This is a genomic window from Pannonibacter phragmitetus (assembly GCF_050510895.1).
Classification (GTDB): Bacteria; Pseudomonadota; Alphaproteobacteria; order Rhizobiales; family Stappiaceae; genus Pannonibacter; species Pannonibacter phragmitetus_B.
Map to the genome: position 1 here is coordinate 1,924,866 of NZ_JBNINT010000001.1, position 21,759 is coordinate 1,946,624.

The window sequence follows — 21,759 nt, forward strand, 5'->3', positions numbered from 1 at the left end:
CTGCTCGCTGATCACTGCCCCCTGGGCCGCGCCTGTTGCTTTTGCACAGTCCCCCACCTCCGCAGCGGTCTCGGCCAACGTCAATCCAAACGCAGAAATGCTGCTGGAAGCCGATGACCTCACCTATGACTACGACCGGGATAAAATCCTGGCGCGTGGCAAGGTGCAGATTTTTTATGACGGCTACACGCTGGAAGCGGACGAAGTGATCTTCGACCGTGGGTCTGCACGCATGTTTGCCAAGGGCAACGTCAAGATGGCGGAGCCTGACGGCAACGTCATCACGACGCAGGAAATGGAGCTCACGGACAATTTTGCCGAAGGCTTCGCCCGTTCGCTGCAAGTCGACTCGCCTCAGCGCACCCGGTTTATCGCGGAGAGTGCCAATCGCGAGGGCGGCAACGTAACGACTTTCAACAATGGTCTCTACACGGTTTACACGCGACAGCCGGCCGAAAAGCCGCCGCTTTGGCGCCTGCGTGCACAGAAGATCATTCACAATCAGGAAGAGAAGGTTGTCCGGTTCGAGGACACGCGCCTGGAATTCTTTGGAATGCCAGTGGCCTATATTCCGTACCTGTCGATGCCGGACCCGTCCGTCAAGCGCAAGTCGGGCTTCCTGACGCCAGCGGCCTCGATCTCGTCCAATCTGGGCTATGGCGTGACCGTGCCCTATTACTGGGCGCTCAGTCCTCATTATGATCTGACAGTCGCCGCAACAGGCTTTACCAAGCAGGGTGCTTTGGGAACCGCTGTCTGGCGGCAGGAGCTGGAACAGGGCAAGTACCTGATTTCCGGAGCTCTCATTTCACAGAAAGACCCTTCCGCATTCCTGACCAAGAGTGGGAACCGGACTTGGCGTGGCGCGCTGCACACGGAGGGTAACTACATCCTCCCCGACAGCTGGTTGCTTTCATGGAACATGACTTACAAGTCAGACCGCGCCTTTCTGTCGGACTATCAGCGCCTGAACATTGGCGCCGCCAGCGAACTTTCTCAGGTGTCCCTCTCCCGCACATGGCTGAGAAACGTCATCAGCGTCAATGCTTATGCGTTCTCAATCTCACAGGAAGACTACAACACGACGTTGAACGCACCGGTGGGCTCGTTCGAGCGAGTGGGCGCGAAGCTGCAGGACAAGCAACCCTTCGTCTTCCCGGTGGCTGATGTGAATTACGTCTTCGATCAGCCGATCGCGGGCGGAGAACTGTCGTTCAAAAGCAACTTTACCAGCCTGACGCGTGCCGAGACGGATGCTTATTCCGTCAATGGCGAAAACCGCTATCGCGGTGTGGATGGAACATTCTCCCGCTGGAGCATGAACACCCAGTGGCGGCGCACCCTGATCGATCCGATCGGTCAGATGTTCACGCCCTTTGCCTATGTGCGCGGCGATCTGTTCTTCCTTGGATCACAGGACAAGAACGTAACCACGCTGACGGATGAGGCCTTTGTCGGCCGTGTCATGCCGGCAGTGGGTCTGGAATACCGCTATCCGTTCATTGTCAGCTTCGACGGCGGCAACCAGATCATCGAGCCCATTGCTCAGATCATTGTACGCCCTGACGAACAGCGCATTGGCGAGCTTCCGAACGAAGACGCCCAGAGCCTTGTGTTCGATACGTCGACCCTGTTTGCCTATGACAAGTTCTCCGGCTACGACCGTGTGGAAGGTGGAACCCGCGCCAATCTTGGCTTGAGTTACAAGTTCCAGCTTGATAGCGGCGAGTATCTGAGCACGTTGTTCGGCAGGTCATTCCAGCTGGCTGGCAGGAACTCCTTTGCAAAGCCGGATCTGTTCGGCTCATCGCTCGAGTCAGGCCTCGAGACCGGTGAATCCGACTATGTGGCCGGCTTCGCACTGGATACACGGCGTGGCGTTACGCTTGGTTCACAGGCCCGGTTCGACGAGAAGGATCTTTCCGTGCGGCGCCTTCAGGTGCAAGCGACCGGCAGCTATGGTCCTGTGGTGAGCACCTTCGCCTATGCCTTCATGGACAAGCAGCCCAAGCTTGGCATCAACGCGGACCGGGAAGAGGTGCTGGCCTCGAGCAGCCTGCGGATTGCAGAGAACTGGCGCCTGTTTGGCGGCGTGCGCTACGATCTGAAGAACGAGAATATCGTTCAGGACTCCGGCGGTGTTGGATATGATGACGAGGGCTTCTCCTTGTCCCTGTCCTATCAGCAGGATCGCAGCCGCAATAACGGCGAGCCGGTGAACCGGACCGTCTTCTTCCGCTTTGGTCTGCGGACCATCGGCGATACGCAAGTCTCCAGCTCTGCGAACGAGTGATGCAATGGAAGGCGGCGGTCAGCTGCCTTCCGCGCATCATCGCTGACCAGGAGAGTTTGACAGCCATCGTTCACGAAATGATGGCCAGCCCTTGCGTGAACGGCTCAATTTGGCCATTGTTTCAGGGCATTGGGTGGATCAAACTACTGACCGTGACTGAATTGAACCTCGTTACAGGTCAAGATCATATCCACGACGTCATAAGGGAGACGCCGGGGTCACGTGCCGGCTGGGATGAGATGAAAAAAACACTGATGATCGCCTGCGCCGCTCTTTGCCTTGGGGCGGCAACCCCTTCTGGCGTTTATGCGCAATCCGCCATCAAGGTGGTTGTGGATGACCAGGCCATCACCTCTTTCCAGATCGGGCAACGCGCCCGTCTCATCACCTTGACCGAACGCAAGAGTGGCGGAGCCGCAACAAAGGCTGCACAGGACGAACTCATCGACGAGGTCCTGAAGCTCAAGGAAGCCAAGCGCTATGGCATTACCGTGTCGAAGAAACAGGTCGACGACGCATTTGCCACGATTGCTTCCCGCGTCAAGCTCACCCCTGCGAATCTCTCAACCGCTCTGCGCCAGAGCGGCGTTGATCCGGATACCCTCCGTGACCGCCTTCGCACGGAAATTGCCTGGTCGCAGATCCTGCGCCAGCGTTTCCAGGGACGTGTCTCTGTCAGCGAATCCGATATTGCCGCCCAGCTCCAGAAGCTGAAAAGCGATAAGGACGAGCCGCTGAAGAGCATCGAGTACCGGCTTGAGCAGGTTATCTTCGTGGTACCGGAGAAGGCCTCTGGCAGTTTCAAGGCCAAGCGCAAGAAGGAAGCTGAGCAGCTGCGTAAGAGCTTCACCACTTGCGAGCAGAGTTCCGAACAGGTCCGGGCTTTCAGCGAAGTTGTGGTCAAAACCGTCGGCTTCCGTCTGGAAACTGAACTTCCCGCCGACATGAAGGATGTGATTGCGAAGACGGCAGTTGGCCAGCTGACTCCTCCGCAAGTGACGCCGCGTGGTCTTGAGATGATCGCGGTCTGCGGAAAGCGGGAACTGGCATCGGACGTTTCGGCCCGCACCGAGATCGAGGATGAGCTGCGGCAGAAGGAAGGCGAGCAGCTGACCCGGCGCTACATCCAGGATCTGCGCCGCCAGTCTGTGATTTCCTACAGGTAACAAACCGGGCAAGGCTCCGATGGCTGACATCCGTCTTCCGCTTGCTGTGACAAGCGGCGAACCTGCAGGCATCGGACCGGATGTGACCCTGCGGTGCTGGGCAGAGCGGACCCTCATGGCGCTGCCTCCCTTCTATGTCCGGACAGATCCCGGCCTTCTGCGCAGCAGAGCCGCGCGGCTTGGCCTCGACGTTCCCATTGTCGAAGTGGCGCCGGAAGATGCCTGCGAAGTGTTCTCCAGCGCGCTTCCGGTGGTTACGGACGGACAGAGTGTGGCTGATCTTCCAGGAACGCCGGATTCAGCAACCGCCGCCGCCGTGATCGCGTCGATCGACAGCTGCGTGGCCGATGTGCGTGAGGGCCGCGCAGCAGCCGTCGTCACCAATCCCATCGCCAAGAAGACGCTCTATGATGCGGGCTTCCGTCATCCTGGCCATACTGAATATCTGGGAGAGCTGGCCGAACAGTTTGGGCCTGGTCCCCATACACCCGTCATGCTGCTGGCAGGGCCTGAACTGATGGTGGTACCTGTTACCGTCCATATCCCGCTCAGTGCTGTTCCTGCGGCCTTGACGGCTGACCTCATCCTTGAGACCGCGCGCATCGTAGACAGGGACTTCCGCAAACGCTTTGGCCTTTCAAAGCCACGCATCGCGGTTGCTGGTCTCAACCCGCATGCCGGCGAAGGTGGCAGCATGGGACGGGAAGACATTGATGTCATAGCCCCTGCCCTTGAGTTGCTGCGGAATGAGGGCATGGATGTCAGCGGCCCGTGGCCGGCCGATACCCTCTTCCATCCGGAGGCGCGCAAGACCTATGACTGCGTGCTCGGCATGTATCACGACCAGGTCCTGATACCGGTCAAAACCATCGCCTTTGACGACACCGTAAACGTAACCCTTGGCCTGCCTTTCGTGCGCACCTCGCCCGATCATGGCACTGCTTTCGATATCGCAGGCACAGGCAAGGCACGGCCGCAGAGCCTTGCCGCCGCCTTGCGCATGGCTGCCGTGCTGGCCGCGCCGGAGCATCTTGCCGGAGACTTTTGAATGAGCCAGATCGACGATCTGCCCCCTGCGTGAGGTCATCCGCACCCATGGCCTCGACGCGAAGAAGTCGCTTGGCCAGAATTTCCTTTTGGACCTCAACCTGACGTCCCGCATCGCACGCTCCGCAGGAGATCTGTCTGCCTGCACGGTGATCGAGGTCGGTCCCGGTCCTGGCGGACTGACACGGGCTCTGCTGGCCAATGGCGCACGCAAGGTGGTGGCGATCGAAAAGGATAGCCGCTGTCTGCCTGCACTTGCCGAAGTTTCAGCGCATTACCCAGGCCGCCTGGAGGTGCTGGAAGCGGATGCTCTGACGATTGATCCGGCCGCATTGAGTGAAGGCTATCCGGTCAAGATCGTCGCCAACCTGCCCTATAATGTCGGCACCCAGCTGCTGCTCAACTGGATCACCTCTTCCACCTGGCCACCATTCTGGGAGTCGCTGACGCTGATGTTCCAGAAGGAAGTTGCCGAGCGCATTGTTGCGACGGTTGAGGATGATGCTTATGGCCGGTTGGGCGTTCTGGCCGGCTGGCGGACGCGTGCAAAGATCCTGTTCGACCTCAATCCGCAGGCCTTCACACCGCCGCCGAAAGTCACCTCGTCGGTGGTGCATCTGACGCCCAATCCTTCGCCATTGCCCTGTGATCTCAAGGATCTGGAACGGCTGACCGCAGCCGCCTTCGGTCAGCGCCGCAAGATGCTGCGCGCCTCGCTGAAGGGGGTGAAGGCAGATGCGGGAACGCGCATCAGCGACTGTGGTATTGCTCCAACGGCGCGGGCGGAAGAAATTGATATCGCCGGTTTTGTGGCACTCGCCCGGCGGTTCGCGGAGGCCTGAGCGGACCGCCTCACCCGGATGCCTGAGCGGACTGCCAAGTCAGCCCAGCAAGCGCCGGGCCCCGCGCCAGATCAGCCACTGGCGCCGCAGCTGTGAAAGGGAGACCTCGGAGCGCAGCGGATCATGCCCCCTCTGCTCCATTTTCCCTAGAAACGCCTCGACTAGCACGACCGGCAGGAAGGCTGGTACGATCGCAGGCGTGCAGACCGATTTCAGGCTCTTCACGCGGCCAAGGTGATGGCGCACGTGTTCGCGCATCTCGGCCAGCGCTGCCCCCAGTTCCGGACTTGCCTCGCCCCGGAATAAGGTTTCCCGGTCAACGCCATGCCGGTCAAGCAGGTCGGCCGGCAGATAGAGCTGCCGCCGGGAAGCATGCCAGGGCAGAGCCCGGAGCAGCCCCGTGAGGCCATATGCAACACCGGCATGGCCCGCAAGATCACATGTGCCAGCCTCGTCCCCGCCCGCCAGAATGATCGACGCCAACTGCATCAGCGCGGAAGATGTTTCGCCGGTATAGCCCTCCAGATCATGCAGGGTGGGCATGGGATCGTCATAAAGATCAAAGACGCGCGCGTCGATCAGCCCCTGCAAGGCCTCAACAGGCAGCCGGTAGCGCTCAATGGTGCTGGCCAGGGCGGCGGCCACTGGATTGGCATTGGCATCACCATGCGCGCTGCCTGCAAGAAAATCCCGCCACCACTGCAGGCGGACTTCACCAGGCAAGGGATCGCGCACAAGTTCACGCACCCGCGCGACTTCCATGTTGAACGCATAAAGTGCCATGAGCCCGCCGCGATGCTCTTGCGGAGCGAGCAAAGCTGTCAGGTAGCGGTCGGGGTCGTGCTGGCGCACCAGCGCCTGTGCATGGTCAAAATTTGTCTGCATTCTTGCCCAGATAGGCCTCTTTCCAGCACGGACCAGAGCGGTGAACTGCGGATGCCCGGTTTAGGCTGCGCAGCCCAATGCTGCTTATCAGATCAATCCACCGCAATCAGCGCAGCAGCAGCGGCACGGTCTTCCGAGAGAAGGACGTTGAGCGTCCGCACCGCGGCACCTGTGGACATGGGTTCGGCCTTGATTCCAGCCTCGCGGAAAAGGCCGCGCAGTTCGCTGCCGAGAGGCTTGAGCTCCACTCCTGTGCCGACCAGCAGCACTTCGATGTCAGCGGCCTGCTCAAGCACCCTGGCAAACGCCTCCGGAGTGAGATCTGGCATGTCCGTCACATCCCAGCCGTGGATCCCGCTTGGCAGGCACAGTATGGATCCATGATGAGACATCCCGGCAAAGCGGAACCCGCCGCCTCCATAGGAGTCGACGGGTGCACGTCCGGGAAAATGAGCCTTGCGGATTTCCATGGAACCGCCTTCAGGCTGTCTTGGCCGAAGACTTGCTGTCCTTGGCACCATCCTCTTCCTCCCCGCCGCCTGCACCGCGAAGGTTGAACAGGATCAGCATGGGAGCCGCGAGGAAGATCGACGAATAGGTACCAATCACCACGCCGATGATCATCGCCAGCGTAAAGGACTGAATGACCTCGCCGCCGAAGATATAGAGAGCCAGCAACGCAATCAGCGTCGTCACCGAAGTCATGGTCGTACGGGACAGCGTCTCGTTGATCGACAGGTCCAGAAGTTCAGGCAGCGGCATCTTCTTGTAGCGGCGCAGATTCTCGCGGATACGGTCATAAACGACCACCGTGTCATTGAGCGAATAGCCAATGATCGTGAGAATGGCTGCAATGCTCGACAGGGTGAAATCGAGCTGGAGCACCACAAACAGCCCCATAGTGACGATCACATCGTTGAGCGTCGTCAGAATCGCGCCAACGGCAAACTGCCATTCGAAGCGGAACCAGACGTAGAAGAGAATGCAGATCAGGGCCACCGTAACGCCCATCGTGCCAGCGAAGGCAAGCTCCCCGGAAACGCGCGGACCGACAATCTCTACCCGGCGGAATTCCACTTCACCCGCAAACGTCTCGCGGATGTTGTTGATAGCCGCCTGCTGAGTCAGTTCGCCGCCTTCCTGCTGCTCGATGCGGATCAGCACTTCATCAGGATCGCCGAATTGCTGAACCTGCACATCACCCAGGTTCAGGTTCGAAAGCTCACCGCAGAATCGACGCAAGGTCAGCAGGACCCTGCGTCTTCATCTCGATCAGGCTGCCGCCCTTGAAATCAATGCCGAAGTTGAGGCCCACAGTGAAGAACAGGCCGAAGGACGCGATACCGATCAGGATAGCCAGCGGGAAGCTGACCTTCCTGAGCCACATGAAGCGATACTTGGTGTTGTCCGGAAAGAGACGGAGCAAAGCCATAACGTGTTTCTCCCGGATCAGAGCGCAAGCTTCGTCGGCCGGGCCCTGCGGACCCATATGGCGACGAGAAGCCGAGTGAAGGTGAAGGCGGTAAACACCGTCGTCAGGATGCCGATGGCAAGCGTCACGGCAAAGCCGCGCACCGGGCCGGAACCAAGCTGGAACAGCACGAGTGCTGCAATCAGTGTTGTCACGTTGGCGTCCACGATGGTGCCGAAGGCGCGGGAGAAGCCTGCATCAATCGCAGAAATCGCCGAGCGTCCGTTGCGGTATTCTTCGCGGATGCGCTCGTAGATGAGCACGTTGGCATCCACCGCCATACCGATGGTCAGCACGATGCCCGCAATGCCAGGCAACGTCAGCGTCGCCTGCAACAAAGTCAGCATGGCAAAGATCAGGACCACGTTGACTGTCAGCGCGATATCCGCGAACAGCCCGAAGCGGCCATAGGCGAGGATCATGAAGATCACGACAGCGGCAGCGCCGATGAGGAAGCCAGGCGGCCTGCATCAATCGAGTCCTGCCCGAGGCCGGGACCGATGGCGCGTTCCTCGATCACGGTCAGCTTGGCAGGCAGAGCGCCCGCGCGCAGCAGTACGGCCAGATCGTTTGCGGTCTGAACAGTGAAGTTACCCGAGATCTGACCCGCCCCCTGCGTGATCGGTTCATTGATCCGCGGAGCAGAGATCACTTCATTGTCGAGCACGATGGCAAAGGGACGGCCAACGTTCTGGGTGGTGACCGTCGCGAACTTGCGCGCACCCGCCGTGTTCAGGCGGAAGCTGACAACAGGCTCGTTGGTCTGCTGGTTGATCGAGACCTGCGCGTCGGACAGATCCTCACCGGTCATCAGCGGGACTTCCTCGACGAGGTAGGGCAAGGGAGGATCGTCCACCGAGCTCAGCACCATTGTGCCTGCTGGCGGCCTGCCTTGCATCGCCTGTTCGGCGGGCATGGTGGTGTTGACGAGATGGAAGGTCAGCTGCGCCGTCTGGCCGATCAACGACTTCAGACGCTCAGGATTCTGCTCGCCCGGTGCCTCGACAAGAATGCGGTCTGTGCCCTGGCGCTGGATGTTGGGCTCAGTCGTGCCCAGTTCATCCACGCGGCGGCGGATGACCTCAATCGACTGCTGCACGATTGACGCCATGCGCTGATTGAGCCCCTCTTCGGTGAAGCTGAAGCGGACGAGACCGTCATCTTCCACCGTCAGGGCAAATTCATTCACCGAGCCGCCGCCGAACAGCGAATTCACCAGCGGGTTAACCAGTGGCTGCAGGCGTTCGCGCACATCGTTCAGCCGCTCCATATCCCGGATGCGCAGCTGTACGCTCTCACCCTGGATGCCAAGACCGGTATAGCCGATGCGCGGCTCCTTACGCAGTTCGCTGCGGATCTCACCAGTCAGCGTCGTCAGGCTCTTCTGGATATAGTCCTGCCGGTCGATCTCATAGAGCAGATAGGCACCACCCTGAAGATCGAGGCCAAGCACAATCTGGCGCTGGGGAAGCCACTTGGGCCAGGATGCAAGTGTCGATGCCGGCAGAAAGTTCGGCAAGACGGACACAATGCCCGCAAGAATCACACCAATGATCAGTGCGATCTTCCAGCGTGCGAAATAGAGCATGTCGAAACGCCTGTATTAAGGCCCGGCACAAGGGGCCGGGCCAATGGGATCCGCAGGGATTGGATTACTCGCCGTCTTTGACCGGCTCGGACTTGGAGCGCACTTCCTGCACCATGGAGCGCACAAGGCGAACGCGCACGCCGTCAGACAGTTCTACCTGCACTTCCGAGATCGTCAACCACCTTGACCACCTTGGCAATGAGGCCACCGGCCGTCACCACCGTGTCGCCACGGCGCAGGTTCGCGATCATTTCCTGATGCTTCTTCATCCGCTGACGCTGCGGGCGGATAATGAGGAAATACATGATGGCAAAGATGGCCACGAAGGGCAGCATCTGGATCAGGAAGTCAGGGCCGCCAATTCCGGCAGTCTGGGCATAGGCAGGGGTAATCAACATCAAGCTCTCCTCGCAGAAGGGCAATTCTCGCCAGTGGCGGACGGCACCATCAGTTTATTTCTGGTTTCGCCTTTCATCAGATTGCGCGGACTATACCGAGGGAGCCCCGCAATTCAAGCCATGCAGCTGTATTGAGCGTACCGATCCAGCCAAAACCGGCATTTCGGCCCCCTTCCCCGCATGCTAAGCCTGACGAAGACGCGTTTCCTCGCGCCATATAGGCACTCAGACCGCGAGTTACACCTGCAAGATGACCCAAGGCGCCAAAGATTTTCCGCAAAGCACCCCAGATCTGCAATTGCTGTCGGCAAAGCTCGACACGCTGATCAGCCTCATCGCCCGTGCTGTTCCCGCTGAGCCGTCTGTCCCGGACTTCGCTGCGGCAGACGCCTTTGTCTGGCAGCCGCAGCCGGGCGAACTCCTGCCTGTGCCAAAGGTCAACCGGGTGGAGCTGGAGCTCCTGTGTGCTGTCTCACGCGTGCGGGATCTTCTCTTTGAAAATACCATGCGCTTCGCCAAAGGCCTTCCAGCCAACAACGCCTTGCTGTGGGGAGCCAGAGGCATGGGCAAATCGTCGCTGGTCAAGGCCGTTCACGGCTCGATCAACTCTCGCGGCAGCGTCCCCGCCCTGAAACTGATCGAGATTCACCGCGAGGATATCGACACCCTGCCCAGCCTGATGAAAATCATCAAGGGCGCGCCGCACCGCTTCATCATCTTCTGCGACGACCTGAGCTTCGATCACGACGACACATCCTACAAGTCGCTGAAGGCTGTTCTTGAAGGGGGCATTGAGGGCCGGCCCGAGAATGTCATCTTCTATGCCACATCGAACCGCCGGCACCTGCTGCCACGCGATATGATCGAGAACGAGCGTTCCACAGCGATCAATCCGGCGGAGGCTGTGGAGGAAAAGGTTTCGCTGTCCGACCGTTTCGGCCTCTGGCTTGGTTTCCACAATTGCAGCCAGGACGACTATCTGGAGATGGTTGGCGGCTATGTGCGCCATTTCGGGCTGGAAATCGATGCCACGACGCTGCGCGCCGAAGCACTGGAATGGTCAACCACTCGCGGTGGACGTTCCGGCCGCGTTGCCTTCCAGTACATTCAGGATCTCGCGGGACGGCTGGGCAAAGCGCTTGCCTGATTGAGGGTCTTAGTGAGACCGGGCGGAAACCGCGCTCAAGGCAAGACTGCACAGATCGAAAAGGCCCGGAGTGTCAAACCAATCCGGGCCTTTTTCTGTCTCTGAAGATGGTTGTTTCGCAGGTCAGCCCTTGGGCAGATAGCGGGTCGGATCAACCGGACGGTTGCCCTGGCGCAGCTCGAAATGAACCTGCGGCTGGTTGACGTTGCCTGTGGCGCCAGCCTTGCTGATCACCTGACCGCGCTGAACTTCGTCACCGCGCTTGACCAGGATCTCGCTGTTATGGGCATAGGCCGAAACCCAGCCATCTGCGTGACGGATCAGCACCAGATTGCCGAAGCCCTGCAGCTCATTTCCGGCGTAGATGACGGAGCCGTCACCGGCGGCCTTGACCGGCGTGCCTTCCGGGACCGCCAGATTGATACCGTCATTGCGTGCACCGCCCGGCTTCGAGCCGAATTCGGAGATGACGCGGCCACGCACAGGCCAGCGGAACATCTGCCCGCCCGACGTCTCTTCCGGATCGATGGAAGCGACCTGGACCGGCTTGCTTTCTCCCGCTGCTGAATTGAGAGCCTCTATCGCAGGCTTGTCATTGGCTGGCAGATTAGATGCCGGCACTTCACGCAGCGCAGCAATTGGGGCTGCCGGCTTTTGCTCCTTCGCGCGGGCCACCGGAGCAGGCTGTGCAGGCGACGTCTGACTTGCCGCAGACTGACGGGCACCAGACGGTTTGCGGTCAGGTGCAGCCACTGCGGCCAGTTGCTGCGACGCCGCACCCACGGTGCCGGTTGTCGCAGGAGACGTACCGGCCGGAGGCAGCGCAGTCTGCGGCGCAGGCGCACCTGCCGTCGAATAGGTGGGAATCACAACAGCCTGGCCTGCCCGCAAGGACGCATTCTTGTCGATCCCGTTGACGGCTGCGATTGCGTCAGCAGGAACACCGAAACGCTGCCCCATGGACGCAACAGATCTCGTTCTGGCGCGCAGTCACACGGGTACCGCCAGCGCTCGACCAGCCGCGCCAGGACTTTTCTCCCTGAACTGCGGCCTGCATCTGTGCGGGCTGGGCAGGAACAGGTGCTGAGGCCACAGGAGCAGGATTGCTGGAGCTTTGCGTCAGAGGCGGCAGAGACGATCCGGACACAGAACCCGTCGATCCGGGTGCGGCACCCGATGCAGGCAAGCCACCGTTATACTCACCGCGCCCGGCAACAACGTCCCGATAAGACGGCTGTCCACCGCCAGACTGCGCGAGGATCGATCGCTGGTTGGGAGTACTGCCCGTGTAAATGGGTCCGTCCGCAAACCGCTCCATGCTCCCGCTGCACCCCGCCCCTACGGAGGCCAGCACACAGACCGCTGCGACCCGCAAACGCAGGGAGCTGCGATACTCACGCATCGGATTTGCCATCGCGCTACTCTGATCCACAGTTGAAAACCACTGGAAATGATTAGAAACGAGTAAGGTTGACAAAGCCTAAACGCGAGATCAACAAAAGGTAAACACCTTGATTTCCGGGTACTTAAAGTACCTGAGCGATCCCATCGCGCAAGGAAACCAGCCGGACTTCGCCAACTTTGGTGCTGTGGTACTCACCATCCGTCTTGCGCATACGCATGAGATCCTGCTGCTGCCCTGCCGGGCCAACGGGGGCGAGCAGAATACCGTCCGGAGCAAGCTGAAGACGCACGGAATCGGGGATAGACGGTACCGAGCCGGTCAGAATGATCCGGTCATAAGGCGCACGCTCGCGCAGTCCCGTCAGCCCATCGGCATGATGAAACTCGACGTTCTGGATCTTCAGCGCAGCAATCCGCTGCTGTGCCAGATTGATCAGGGTCTGATACCGGTCGGCGGTAAACACGTGCTGGCTCAGGTGTGCCAGAATCGCCGTCTGGTAGCCCGAGCCAGTTCCGATCTCCAGAACCCGGTGGTTCGGCGCAATTTCCAGGAGCTGCACCATCTTTGCCACCAGCGACGGCGCACTCACCACCTGCCCGCACTCGATCGGCAGCAGCGAGATCCTCATAGGCAAAACGGTGATGGCGGGCAGAAAGAAACAGGCGGCGCGGCACACGCTCGATGGCCGACAACAGCCGGCGGTCATTCAGGCCACGACGGCGCAGCGACAGCACCAGCGCGGCGCGAGCCTCCGCTTCATCCTGCGTAACCGTTTCCGGCCCGGTGTCGAACACCTGCGGCATGCCCCACCCCTTTCAGGCCGTCAAATGCATCTTCCAGTCAGGCCAGGTGCTCCGCAACCAGTCCAACCAGATCATGTGCGGTCAGATCAAGGCGCAGCGGCGTCACGGAAATGCAATTGGCATTGAGTGCGTTGAGATCACTGTTGCCCACAGGATCATGGGTGCGCGCCGTAAAGCCAAGCCAGAAATAGGGGAAGCCACGCGCATCGACGCGTTCATCCACCATCAGGCCCGTCTGTTCATGATGCCCTTGCACTGTCACCCGCACACCGGCCACCTGGTCGGCCGGACAAGCCGGGAAGTTGACATTCAGAAGCGTGTAACGCGGCAGCTTGAAATCGAGCAGCTTGCGGAACAGCGCCGGGCCATGGGCTTCAGCGGTGGAATAATCCGGATTGCGCCCTTGGCCATAACCATAGGCCTGCGAAACCGCGATCGATGGAATGCCAAGGATAGCCCCTTCCATGGCGCCAGCGACGGTGCCCGAGTAGGTCACATCATCGGCGACATTCTCACCCCGGTTGATGCCGGAGAGAATAAGGTCCGGCAGACCGGGCAGCACCTTGCGGGCACCCATGATGACGCAGTCCGTCGGCGTGCCGCGCAGGGCAAAATGCCGGTCGTTCACCTGCCGCAAGCGCAGCGGCTCGGAGAGTGTCAGTGAATGGGCAACACCGCTCTGGTCCGTTTCCGGCGCGACGATCCAGACATCATCAGACAAGGTCTTTGCAATCCGCTCCAGGGCATAGAGCCCTGGAGAATGGATGCCGTCATCATTGGCGATGAGAATGCGCATGGCTCAACCGATCTTCTCGAGGCCGCCCATATAGGGGCGCAGAACCTCGGGCACCGTGATGCTGCCATCGGCGTTCTGGTAGTTCTCCATCACAGCGATCATCGTGCGGCCCACTGCGAGACCCGAGCCGTTGAGCGTGTGCACATAGCGCAGGCCCTTGGCCGCCGGATCGGAGGGGCGCAGGCGTGCGCTCATGCGGCGGGCCTGGAAGTCGCCGCAGACCGAGCAGGACGAGATTTCGCGGTAGGTGTTCTGTCCCGGCAGCCAGACCTCGATGTCATAGGTCTTCTGCGAGCCAAAGCCCATGTCGCCGGTGCACAGCGTCATGACACGGTAATGCAGGCCAAGTTTCTGCAACACCATCTCGGCGCAGCCGAGCATGCGCTCCAGCTCTTCCAGCGACGTCTCGGGCGTCGTGACCGACACCAGCTCGCACTTCTGGAACTGGTGCTGGCGCAGCATGCCGCGTGTATCGCGGCCGGCCGATCCGGCTTCCGAGCGGAAGCAATAGGTCAGCGCCGTGACGCGCATCGGCAGCATGTCTTCCGTCAGAATTTCACCCGCCACCAGATTGGTCAGCGGCACCTCGGCGGTCGGCACCAGATAGTGGTCATCACCGGCCTTGAAGAGGTCTTCCTCAAACTTGGGCAGCTGGCCGGTGCCATAGAGGGTTTCGGAATTGACGAGCAGCGGCGGCGATACTTCCGTATAGCCGTTCTGGCCAGTGTGCAGGTCGATCATGAACTGGCCGAGCGCACGCTCAAGCCGGGCAAGCTGGCCCTTGAGCACGACGAAGCGCGAGCCCGACAGCTTGGCCGCAACGGCAAAGTCCATGCCGCCATTGGCCTCGCCCAGCTCATAATGCTCCTTCGGCGCAAAACCGAGGTTCAGCTCAGGCTTTTCGCCCCAGGTACGGTAGACGGCATTGCCGCTCTCATCGTCTCCGTCGGGAACCTCGTCCAGAGGCAGGTTCGGAATAACGCAGAGCGCCTTGTCGAGCGCCTCGTTCAGGCGGCGCTCTTCTTCCTCGCCCTCCTGAATGAAGGTCTTGATCTTGGCGACTTCATCGATCAGCGCCTGAGCGGCTGCCTCGTCCTTCGTAGCCTTGGCCTTGCCGATCTCCTTGGAGGCGGCATTGCGGCGCTCCTGGGCTTCCTGCAGGCGGGCGATGTGGCTGCGGCGCGCATCATCGAGGGCGATGAGCCGGGCGGACGCCTTGTCGAGGCCACGGCGTGCGAGGGCTTTGTCGAAGGCGTCGGGATTGTCCCGGATCCACTTGATGTCGAACATGTCAGGCTTCCGCTGAAAGACAGGAAAAGCGGCCCGGACAGACCGGCGGAAGGGGCAAGGGCAAGGCAAAGCGGGAGACGGTTCAGTCCGCCGCTTCTTCCTTCTCCTTTTCGGCCCGCTTGCGCTCGATCATCCGCACCGAAAGAATGGACACTTCGTAGAGAAGCAAGGTCGGGACCGCAAGGCCGATCTGACTGATGGGATCGGGCGGGGTCAAAACGGCGGCGACAATGAAAGCCACCACCATTGCATATTTCCGCTTTTCCTTGAGCGTCTGCGACGTCAGGAAACCGGCGCGGCCGAGCAGCGTCAGAACAACCGGCAGCTGGAACACGAGGCCGAAGGCGAAAATCAGGGTCATGATCAACCCCAGATACTCGCTCACCTTGGCCAGGTGCTGAATGGCCACCTTGCCCTCGCCGCCAGCCTGTTCCATCGACAGGAAGAAGCCCATCGCCATGGGCATGACGAAGAAGTAGACGAGGCAGGCACCCATCAGGAACAGAACCGGCGTGGCCGCAAGGAACGGCAAGAATGCGCGCCGCTCGTTCTTGTAGAGTCCCGGCGCCACGAACATGTAGATCTGTGATGCAATCACCGGAAACGACAGGAACAGCGCCCCGAACAGCGCCAGCTTCATTTGGGTGAAGAACCACTCCTGCGGCGCCGTGAAGATCATCTCAACATGCTTGGTGGTGCCAACGGCCTTGAGATAGGGCACCGTCAGAATGTTGTAGATGTCCGTCGCGAAGTAGAAACACACGACAAACATGATGATGAAGGCGATGACCGACTTCAGCAGGCGGGAGCGCAGCTCGATCAGGTGCTCGATGAGCGGCGCCCGGGAGGCGTCGATGTCGTCCTGGCTCATGCTGTCTTGTCCTGGGAAGCAGGTGCCGCCTGCCCGTCAGTTGAGGTGGCCAGAGCTTGCTCAGGCTTTGGTTCAGACTTCGGCTCAGACTGGGGCTCAAGCTTTGACACGGGCGGTTGCGGCCCCGTCACGGGAACGGCCAGCGGCTGTTCTTCCGTCGAACTCGCGGCGGAAACAGGAACCGGAGGCGATACGGGAGCGCCAGCGTCAGAAGTTGAAGCTTGCGTTGCGGCATCCTTGCCGGCTGCCCGGTCCCCTTCAATCGCCTTCTTCAGGTCACCAAGAGGATTGAAGTTCGAGGCAGCATCGGCAGCCTTGCGCATGTCGTCAATGTCGGCCTGACGCTCAGCCTCACGGATAGCGTCATTGACGGTCGACTGGAACTCGTTCGCCATCCGCCGCATTTTGCCAACGATCTGACCAAAGGTCCGCAGCATCCGCGGCAAGTCTTTCGGGCCGACCACAATAATCGCCACGCAGGCAATCACCAGAAGCTCAGCCCATCCGATATCGAACATGAATAACCGCCATCCCTAGCGACAAAGCAACTGACGGATCAGCCGACCCTGGACTGGTCCTGAGCCTTGTCGGCAGCAACCGGATCGGCCGGCTTGTGTTCGATGGTCTTGGACGATTCGGGAGCCTTTTCGGCCGTGTCATCCTCGGCCATGCCCTTCTTGAAGCTCTTGATGCCCTTGGCGACGTCGCCCATCAGGTCAGAGATCTTACCACGCCCGAAGAGCAGGACGATGATCACTGCGATGATAAGCAGCTGCCAGATACCAATACTCATTCCCAGAACTCCCAATGCGGGTCAGATACGCAATGCCCTGCCCTCGTGCACCCTAGCCCCTGGCGCAGGGCGCTTGTCCACCAAGCGCCAGAACTCAGGAGATGTGGGGCCCGGAAGGTGGTCCCACAAGCTCCTTCTAGTCGGTTACTGTCTCTTTGGCAAAGGCAAGTACGTCCCTTGGATCAAGCTCCACACTCACATCAGAACCTGCAGTAAGCCCCTCGTCGCCGCGCAACCGCGCTTTCAGGGGTTGGGACAGTCCTTCCACATCCACGAGCACCAGATCCGCCATTCCGATGAACCGGCGGCTGAGTATGCGGCCCTTGCAGCCTTTGCCTTCAGCGCCGGAAAGGATCACGCCCTCGGGGCGCACGCAAATGTCCAGTTTTGTGCCGGCAGGCAGGCACCGCTCGGGCTCCAGCGCCAGGCGGCCCAGGGCACATTCAAGCCCATCTTCCGTCGCCGTCCCCTCCAGTTCATTGACCTCCGAGAAGAAGCGGGCGGCAAACCGGCTTTTGGGCGCGAGATAAAGCTCCCGCGCCGTGCCAAATTGCACCAGGCGCCCGCGCCGCATCAGCGCAATCCGGTCACCCATGCGCATCGCTTCTTCTGGATCGTGCGTCACCATGATGCAGGTCGCACGCGTCTCGCGCAGGATCATCAGGGTTTCCTCGCGCACATCATCGCGCAAACGCCTGTCGAGGCCCGAGAACGGCTCATCCATCAGCAGGATTCCGGGGCGCGGCGCAATCGCGCGGGCCAGCGCCACGCGCTGCTGTTCGCCTCCGGACAAGGAATGGGGATAGTCATCTGCATAGCCCGCAAGCCCCACCCGCGCCAGCATCTGCCCGGCCACCGCGCGGGCCGCGTCCCGGCTCAGCTGCGTCAGGCCGAACATCACGTTCTCCCGATTGGTCAGATGCGGAAACAGCGCGTAGTCCTGAAACATCAGCCCGACACCGCGCTTCTCGGGCGGCAGGAAGCGCGCAGGCCCAGCGACTTCCTCGCCATTGATCAGTACGCGCCCGGAGGTCTGTGGCTCGACGCCGGCAGCGATACGCATCAGCGTTGTCTTGCCACAGCCCGAGTGGCCCAGAAGACAGAGGATCTCTCCCGGCTCGATGCTAAGGCTGACCCCGTGGAGCGTCGGCACGCCATCATAGGCATGAAAGACATTCTCAAAGGCGAGCCCCGCTGCAAAAGCCGCCCCCGCCGTGCCGCGAGCGCCCCAGCCGGGTGTGTCACCGCTTTCGGGCCGTTCCTTAAGGGCAGTTACGCTCATTGCTGCGGTTCCTCTTCCTCAAGCTGCTCGAAGTCGAACAGTTCCCCCGTCTCCAGCGGATCTTCATCCGGGGCAAGGGTATCCGAATCGTCAGGCATCGGCACATGGAAGCTGGCCGGGATGGCGCTGTCGAGCAGCCCTGCCCCCTTCAGCTCCTCAAGACCCGGCAAATCTCCAATGACCTCCAGCCCGAAATGGTCGAGGAAGGCATCCGTGGTGCCGTAGGTCACTGGCCGGCCCGGAGTCCTGCGGCGGCCGCGCATGCGGATCCAGCCGGTTTCCATCAGCACGTCGAGCGTCCCCTTGTTGGTTGAAACGCCGCGGATCTCTTCTACTTCGGCCCGGGTTACAGGCTGGTGATAGGCAATGATGGCGAGGGTTTCCAGCGCGGCGCGCGAGAGCTTGCGCTGCTCAACGGCCTCACGCTGCAACAGATAGGCCAGGTCCTCGGCTGTGCGGAAGGCCCACTTTCCGGCCACCCGTACCAGATTGACGCCGCGCATCGCATAATGGCGCTTCAGCTCGGACAGGAGCCCATCCACATCCATGCCCTGCGGCAGACGGGCGGCAATATCATCCCGTGCGAGCGGCTCGGCAGATGCAAAGAGCAGCGCTTCCACCATGCGCAGACCATCCCGGTCGATCTCATTCGCCATCGCGGCCGCCCTCCTGACGTTTCCTGATATAGACCGGTTCAAATGGCCCAGACTGGCGCAATTCGATATGTCCCTCACGCACCATTTCCAGGCTGGCGGAAAACGTGCTGGCCAGAACGGTCGCCCGCTCCTGATCGTCCATCAGATAGTCCATCAAATAGGAGTTGATCGGCGCCCAGTCCGCCATGCTGCCGACAAGGCGCGTGAGGATTTCACGCGCCTCCTGCAGCGACCACACGGTTCTGAGCCGCACCCGCACATGGGTAACCGACTGACGCTGGCGCTGCGCTGCATAGGCGGTCAGAAGCTCGTAGATGGTCGCGGTCCAGACGCTCTTGCGCTGCACGGCGAGTTGCTGCGGAGCGCCACGTGCAAACACATCCCGGCCGAGCCGGTTGCGGGCCATCAGCGCTGCCGCCGCATTGCGCATCGCCTCCAGCCGTTGCAGGCGGAAGGCAAGCGCTGCGGCCAGTTCCTCGCCCGTCGGCTCGTCCTCGTTCTTCTGTTCAGGGATCAGCAGCCGCGACTTCAAATAAGCAAGCCATGCCGCCATCACCAGATAGTCGGCCGCCAGCTCCAGCCGCATCTTGTGGGCTTCGGAAACGAAGGCGAGATACTGCTCCACCAGCGCAAGAATGGAAATGCGGGTGAGATCCACCTTCTGGCCACGCGCCAGTGTCAGCAGAAGGTCGAGCGGGCCTTCGAAACCGTCCACATCCACAACAAGCTGCGGGTCGGACACCGCCCGCTCGCTGTCGATGGGCGGGCCTTCCAGAAAGTCCGGCTGTGTCACCATCTGCCGTTTCCTTCAAGCTCAGGCTCAGGCTGATGCAGCTTCAAACCAGCCCTGCACCGTTCAGCAGTTCATCCATTTCCGTCCGCGCCATATGCGCATCGAATCCTGTTTCCGGCGCCGGGCACATGGCAAGAGCCCTCTCGCACCGGGCAAGGCTGGCACCTTGAAGGACTGGCGTAACTGCCGCCACCTGCTGCATCTCGGTCAGATCGCCGTTGCAGTGAAGCGCAAGATCACAGCCGGCGGCAAAGGATTTCGCCGCCCGGCTGCCAATATCGCCGCCCAGAGCCTCCATGGAAAGATCGTCACTCATCAGCACGCCGTCAAAGCCGATCTGACGGCGGATGACCTCTTCAATGATGATCTTGGACTGAGTGGCCGGGTGATCCGGATCGATATCCTCGAACAGCAGATGACAGGTCATGCCAAGAGGCAGATCTGCAAGCTTGCGGAAAGGCAGCATGTCCACCGCTTCCACCTCGGCACGCGGTGCCCGCACGCGGGGCAGCTCAAGATGGCTGTCCACTTCCGCCCGCCCGTGGCCGGGAAGATGCTTGATCACCGGAAGCACGCCGCCCGCCAGCAGCCCGCTGCAAGCGGCCCGGGCAAGCACGGCCACCGTCTCCGGCTCATCCGCATAGGCCCGGTCACCAATGGCATCAACGGTCTGCGGAAACAGCACGTCCAGCACGGGCATGCAGTCAACGGAGATGCCTAGGCCGGCAAGATCATGGGCGATGAGCCGCGCCCCCAGAAAAGCTGCACGCAGGCCCTTCTCCCGGTCAAGTTCATAAAGCTGCCCGAAGCGGCGCGCAGGCGGATAGGACGGGGCGAGCGGCGGGCGCAGGCGCTGCACCCGCCCGCCTTCCTGGTCGATCAGCACGGGAGCGTCCGTGCGGCCAACCGCCTCACGGAAGGCGGCGGTCAGGGCACTGATCTGCTCGCGGCTCTCGCAATTGCGGCGGAAGAGAATGAGCCCCCAAGGGTCTTCCGCAGCCAGAAAGGCGCGCTCTTCCTCCGAAAGTTTCAGCCCCGCACAGCCCGTGATGAATGCCTTCGTCATCAAACACCTTTGCGGGTGCCCTTCCACAGGAAGCACCCGGATCTGTCAGGCCGCACAAAGGGCTGATTTGCACCCTTCGTCCACCTGGCTCATAAACATGTCCCGAGACCCATGTGCCAATCACAGGATGCCATCATGCGCAAGCGCCACGATACACCCAAGGGAAGTCTTCACAGCCTCACGGTCGCAAGTCCCCTGCTGGCAGCCAATCTCCTGGGCGATCCGGCAGAGCGCGAGGTCATCGTCTACGTGCCACATGGCCATGATGGCAAGGGGCTTCCGCTTCTCGTGGATCTGGCTGGCTTCACCGGATCGGGTCCTGGGCATGCCGCCTGGAAGAATTTCGGCGAGAACCTGCCCGAGCGGCTGGACCGCATGATCGAGGACGGCACCTTGCCTCCGGTTGTCATAGCCATGCCAGACTGCTTCACCCGGCTGGGCGGCAACCAGTATGTCGATCTCGGCTGCAATGGGTCTGTGGGCGCAATATCTGACAGGGCCAATGCTGGACGCTGTCGAGGGCAGATTTGGCTGCGGCGGTGCTGGCCGGCGTGGGCTTTTCGGCAAATCATCCGGTGGCTATGGCGCCATTGTCCATGCCATGCGGCATGCGAATGTTTGGTCTGCCGCCGCCTGTCATTCAGGCGACATGGCTTTCGAGCTGTGCTACCTGCCCGACATGCCCAGCGTGCTGCGCGCGCTGGCGCGCAAGGGCGGGTCGGTGGAGCGTTTCATCACAGACTTTGAGGCAGGACCGAAATTCTCTGGCTCCGACATGCATGTGCTCATGGCACTCGCCATGGCCGCAAGCTATGATCCGGACCCTGACTGTTTCTGCGGCATCCGTCTGCCCGTCACCTCCAGTACATGTGAACTCATCCCCGAGCGTTGGGCCAACTGGCTGGCACATGACCCTGCACAAATTGTCACGCAGCACATAGACGCGCTTGCAAGCCTCAAGGCGCTGTGGATCGATTGCGGCGATGTCGACCAGTACAATCTCCTCTACGGCGCCCGCCGCCTGCACCAGACGCTGACCGCAAGGGGCGTGCAGCATGTCTATGAGGAGTTCCCGGACAACCACTCTTCCATCGACTACAGACTGGAGCGCAGCTTGCCTCACCTTGTAAAGGCATTGATGTAAGGCCTTGCAGTTTAACAAAAAAA

21 protein-coding genes and 3 pseudogenes are annotated in these 21,759 nt (G+C 60.9%); 6 read left to right on the forward strand and 18 right to left on the reverse strand.

Annotation, left to right across the window (positions count from 1 at the left end; translation table 11 throughout):
- Positions 1-97 precede the first annotated feature (97 nt).
- From ACQB61_RS09035 to rsmA, 4 genes and pseudogenes are all read left to right on the forward strand, one after another.
- Positions 98-2,293, forward strand: coding sequence for an LPS-assembly protein LptD (locus ACQB61_RS09035; protein WP_430512363.1), 2,196 nt, complete (start codon positions 98-100; stop codon positions 2,291-2,293).
- A gap of 239 nt (positions 2,294-2,532) precedes the next feature.
- Positions 2,533-3,459: a peptidylprolyl isomerase gene (locus ACQB61_RS09040; protein ID WP_430512364.1), complete on the forward strand. Its 927-nt coding sequence runs from the start codon at positions 2,533-2,535 to the stop codon at positions 3,457-3,459.
- Positions 3,460-3,478: 19 nt separating this feature from the next.
- Positions 3,479-4,507: a 4-hydroxythreonine-4-phosphate dehydrogenase PdxA gene (pdxA, locus tag ACQB61_RS09045; protein ID WP_430512365.1), complete on the forward strand. Its 1,029-nt coding sequence runs from the start codon at positions 3,479-3,481 to the stop codon at positions 4,505-4,507.
- Positions 4,508-5,348 (forward strand): annotated as a pseudogene (rsmA, locus tag ACQB61_RS09050) (16S rRNA (adenine(1518)-N(6)/adenine(1519)-N(6))-dimethyltransferase RsmA).
- A gap of 39 nt (positions 5,349-5,387) precedes the next feature.
- Here the strand turns inward: rsmA and ACQB61_RS09055 are convergent.
- The 6 genes and pseudogenes from ACQB61_RS09055 to yajC form a co-directional block, all read right to left on the reverse strand.
- On the reverse strand, positions 5,388-6,233 hold the full coding sequence (locus ACQB61_RS09055) for a phytoene/squalene synthase family protein (RefSeq protein ID WP_430512366.1): 846 nt from the start codon (positions 6,231-6,233) through the stop codon (positions 5,388-5,390).
- A 92-nt stretch (positions 6,234-6,325) separates the two neighbouring features.
- Positions 6,326-6,703: an Mth938-like domain-containing protein gene (locus ACQB61_RS09060; protein WP_430512367.1), complete on the reverse strand. Its 378-nt coding sequence runs from the start codon at positions 6,701-6,703 to the stop codon at positions 6,326-6,328.
- Positions 6,704-6,713: 10 nt separating this feature from the next.
- Entirely contained in the window at positions 6,714-7,475 is a 762-nt protein-coding gene (gene secF, locus ACQB61_RS09065) for a protein translocase subunit SecF (protein ID WP_430512368.1), read from the reverse strand.
- Positions 7,456-7,665: a hypothetical protein gene (locus ACQB61_RS09070; RefSeq protein ID WP_430512369.1), complete on the reverse strand. Its 210-nt coding sequence runs from the start codon at positions 7,663-7,665 to the stop codon at positions 7,456-7,458. Before ACQB61_RS09070 ends, secF begins: the two co-directional genes overlap by 20 nt.
- Positions 7,666-7,682: 17 nt before the next feature.
- Positions 7,683-9,292: pseudogene (gene secD / locus ACQB61_RS09075) on the reverse strand (protein translocase subunit SecD).
- A 64-nt stretch (positions 9,293-9,356) separates the two neighbouring features.
- Positions 9,357-9,690: pseudogene (gene yajC, locus ACQB61_RS09080) on the reverse strand (preprotein translocase subunit YajC).
- A 250-nt stretch (positions 9,691-9,940) separates the two neighbouring features.
- Here yajC and ACQB61_RS09085 point away from each other — a divergent pair.
- On the forward strand, positions 9,941-10,837 hold the full coding sequence (locus ACQB61_RS09085; RefSeq protein ID WP_430512370.1) for an ATP-binding protein: 897 nt from the start codon (positions 9,941-9,943) through the stop codon (positions 10,835-10,837).
- A gap of 123 nt (positions 10,838-10,960) precedes the next feature.
- Here ACQB61_RS09085 and ACQB61_RS09090 read toward each other — a convergent pair whose 3' ends face one another.
- The 12 genes from ACQB61_RS09090 to ACQB61_RS09145 form a co-directional block, all read right to left on the reverse strand.
- A complete protein-coding gene (locus ACQB61_RS09090) occupies positions 10,961-11,797 on the reverse strand; it encodes a peptidoglycan DD-metalloendopeptidase family protein (RefSeq protein WP_430512371.1) in 837 nt (278 codons plus the stop codon).
- 566 nt (positions 11,798-12,363) lie between these two features.
- Positions 12,364-12,870 (reverse strand): protein-L-isoaspartate(D-aspartate) O-methyltransferase, encoded by a 507-nt coding sequence (locus tag ACQB61_RS09095; protein WP_430512372.1) that lies wholly within the window; start codon positions 12,868-12,870, stop codon positions 12,364-12,366.
- Between the two features lie 212 nt (positions 12,871-13,082).
- Positions 13,083-13,841 carry a 5'/3'-nucleotidase SurE gene (gene surE, locus ACQB61_RS09100; RefSeq protein ID WP_430512373.1) on the reverse strand — a complete coding sequence of 253 codons (759 nt, stop codon included), beginning with the start codon at positions 13,839-13,841 and terminating at the stop codon, positions 13,083-13,085.
- A gap of 3 nt (positions 13,842-13,844) precedes the next feature.
- Positions 13,845-15,131 carry a serine--tRNA ligase gene (gene serS / locus ACQB61_RS09105; protein ID WP_430512374.1) on the reverse strand — a complete coding sequence of 429 codons (1,287 nt, stop codon included), beginning with the start codon at positions 15,129-15,131 and terminating at the stop codon, positions 13,845-13,847.
- A gap of 82 nt (positions 15,132-15,213) precedes the next feature.
- A complete protein-coding gene (gene tatC / locus ACQB61_RS09110; RefSeq protein ID WP_430512375.1) occupies positions 15,214-16,002 on the reverse strand; it encodes a twin-arginine translocase subunit TatC in 789 nt (262 codons plus the stop codon).
- Positions 15,999-16,520, reverse strand: a complete 522-nt coding sequence (gene tatB, locus ACQB61_RS09115; protein ID WP_430512376.1) for a Sec-independent protein translocase protein TatB — start codon at positions 16,518-16,520, stop codon at positions 15,999-16,001. The genes tatC and tatB overlap by 4 nt, the downstream gene beginning before the upstream one ends.
- Positions 16,521-16,558: 38 nt before the next feature.
- Positions 16,559-16,795, reverse strand: coding sequence for a twin-arginine translocase TatA/TatE family subunit (locus tag ACQB61_RS09120; protein WP_430512377.1), 237 nt, complete (start codon positions 16,793-16,795; stop codon positions 16,559-16,561).
- A gap of 136 nt (positions 16,796-16,931) precedes the next feature.
- Positions 16,932-18,077 carry an ABC transporter ATP-binding protein gene (locus ACQB61_RS09125; RefSeq protein ID WP_430512378.1) on the reverse strand — a complete coding sequence of 382 codons (1,146 nt, stop codon included), beginning with the start codon at positions 18,075-18,077 and terminating at the stop codon, positions 16,932-16,934.
- Positions 18,074-18,733, reverse strand: coding sequence for an SMC-Scp complex subunit ScpB (scpB, locus tag ACQB61_RS09130; RefSeq protein WP_430512379.1), 660 nt, complete (start codon positions 18,731-18,733; stop codon positions 18,074-18,076). Before scpB ends, ACQB61_RS09125 begins: the two co-directional genes overlap by 4 nt.
- Complete coding sequence (locus tag ACQB61_RS09135) at positions 18,723-19,529, reverse strand: segregation and condensation protein A (RefSeq protein WP_430512380.1); 807 nt, start codon at positions 19,527-19,529, stop codon at positions 18,723-18,725. Before ACQB61_RS09135 ends, scpB begins: the two co-directional genes overlap by 11 nt.
- Positions 19,530-19,569: 40 nt before the next feature.
- Positions 19,570-20,592: a beta-N-acetylhexosaminidase gene (gene nagZ, locus ACQB61_RS09140; protein ID WP_430512381.1), complete on the reverse strand. Its 1,023-nt coding sequence runs from the start codon at positions 20,590-20,592 to the stop codon at positions 19,570-19,572.
- Positions 20,593-20,712: 120 nt separating this feature from the next.
- A complete protein-coding gene (locus ACQB61_RS09145; RefSeq protein WP_430512382.1) occupies positions 20,713-20,919 on the reverse strand; it encodes a hypothetical protein in 207 nt (68 codons plus the stop codon).
- A 124-nt stretch (positions 20,920-21,043) separates the two neighbouring features.
- Between ACQB61_RS09145 and ACQB61_RS09150 the strand changes: the two genes are divergently transcribed.
- Positions 21,044-21,736 carry an alpha/beta hydrolase-fold protein gene (locus ACQB61_RS09150; protein ID WP_430512383.1) on the forward strand — a complete coding sequence of 231 codons (693 nt, stop codon included), beginning with the start codon at positions 21,044-21,046 and terminating at the stop codon, positions 21,734-21,736.
- Positions 21,737-21,759: the final 23 nt, after the last annotated feature.

Excerpts from the sequence above, each read along its gene's own strand:
- surE (WP_430512373.1), bottom strand. The coding sequence starts at position 13,841 with ATGCGCATTCTCATCGCCAATGATGACGGCATCCATTCTCCAGGGCTC.
- ACQB61_RS09040 (WP_430512364.1), top strand. The coding sequence starts at position 2,533 with ATGAAAAAAACACTGATGATCGCCTGCGCCGCTCTTTGCCTTGGGGCG.
- nagZ (WP_430512381.1), bottom strand. The coding sequence starts at position 20,592 with ATGACGAAGGCATTCATCACGGGCTGTGCGGGGCTGAAACTTTCGGAG.
- tatC (WP_430512375.1), bottom strand. The coding sequence starts at position 16,002 with ATGAGCCAGGACGACATCGACGCCTCCCGGGCGCCGCTCATCGAGCAC.
- serS (WP_430512374.1), bottom strand. The coding sequence starts at position 15,131 with ATGTTCGACATCAAGTGGATCCGGGACAATCCCGACGCCTTCGACAAA.
- ACQB61_RS09070 (WP_430512369.1), bottom strand. The coding sequence starts at position 7,665 with ATGGCTTTGCTCCGTCTCTTTCCGGACAACACCAAGTATCGCTTCATG.
- ACQB61_RS09120 (WP_430512377.1), bottom strand. The coding sequence starts at position 16,795 with ATGAGTATTGGTATCTGGCAGCTGCTTATCATCGCAGTGATCATCGTC.
- ACQB61_RS09145 (WP_430512382.1), bottom strand. The coding sequence starts at position 20,919 with ATGCCCAGGACCCGATCCGGTGAAGCCAGCCAGATCCACGAGAAGCGG.
- pdxA (WP_430512365.1), top strand. The coding sequence starts at position 3,479 with ATGGCTGACATCCGTCTTCCGCTTGCTGTGACAAGCGGCGAACCTGCA.
- tatB (WP_430512376.1), bottom strand. The coding sequence starts at position 16,520 with ATGTTCGATATCGGATGGGCTGAGCTTCTGGTGATTGCCTGCGTGGCG.
- ACQB61_RS09095 (WP_430512372.1), bottom strand. The coding sequence starts at position 12,870 with ATGAGGATCTCGCTGCTGCCGATCGAGTGCGGGCAGGTGGTGAGTGCG.
- ACQB61_RS09135 (WP_430512380.1), bottom strand. The coding sequence starts at position 19,529 with ATGGTGACACAGCCGGACTTTCTGGAAGGCCCGCCCATCGACAGCGAG.
- ACQB61_RS09150 (WP_430512383.1), top strand. The coding sequence starts at position 21,044 with ATGTCGATCTCGGCTGCAATGGGTCTGTGGGCGCAATATCTGACAGGG.
- ACQB61_RS09060 (WP_430512367.1), bottom strand. The coding sequence starts at position 6,703 with ATGGAAATCCGCAAGGCTCATTTTCCCGGACGTGCACCCGTCGACTCC.
- ACQB61_RS09035 (WP_430512363.1), top strand. The coding sequence starts at position 98 with ATGCTGCTGGAAGCCGATGACCTCACCTATGACTACGACCGGGATAAA.
- scpB (WP_430512379.1), bottom strand. The coding sequence starts at position 18,733 with ATGGCGAATGAGATCGACCGGGATGGTCTGCGCATGGTGGAAGCGCTG.
- ACQB61_RS09055 (WP_430512366.1), bottom strand. The coding sequence starts at position 6,233 with ATGCAGACAAATTTTGACCATGCACAGGCGCTGGTGCGCCAGCACGAC.
- ACQB61_RS09125 (WP_430512378.1), bottom strand. The coding sequence starts at position 18,077 with ATGAGCGTAACTGCCCTTAAGGAACGGCCCGAAAGCGGTGACACACCC.
- ACQB61_RS09090 (WP_430512371.1), bottom strand. The coding sequence starts at position 11,797 with ATGGGGCAGCGTTTCGGTGTTCCTGCTGACGCAATCGCAGCCGTCAAC.
- ACQB61_RS09085 (WP_430512370.1), top strand. The coding sequence starts at position 9,941 with ATGACCCAAGGCGCCAAAGATTTTCCGCAAAGCACCCCAGATCTGCAA.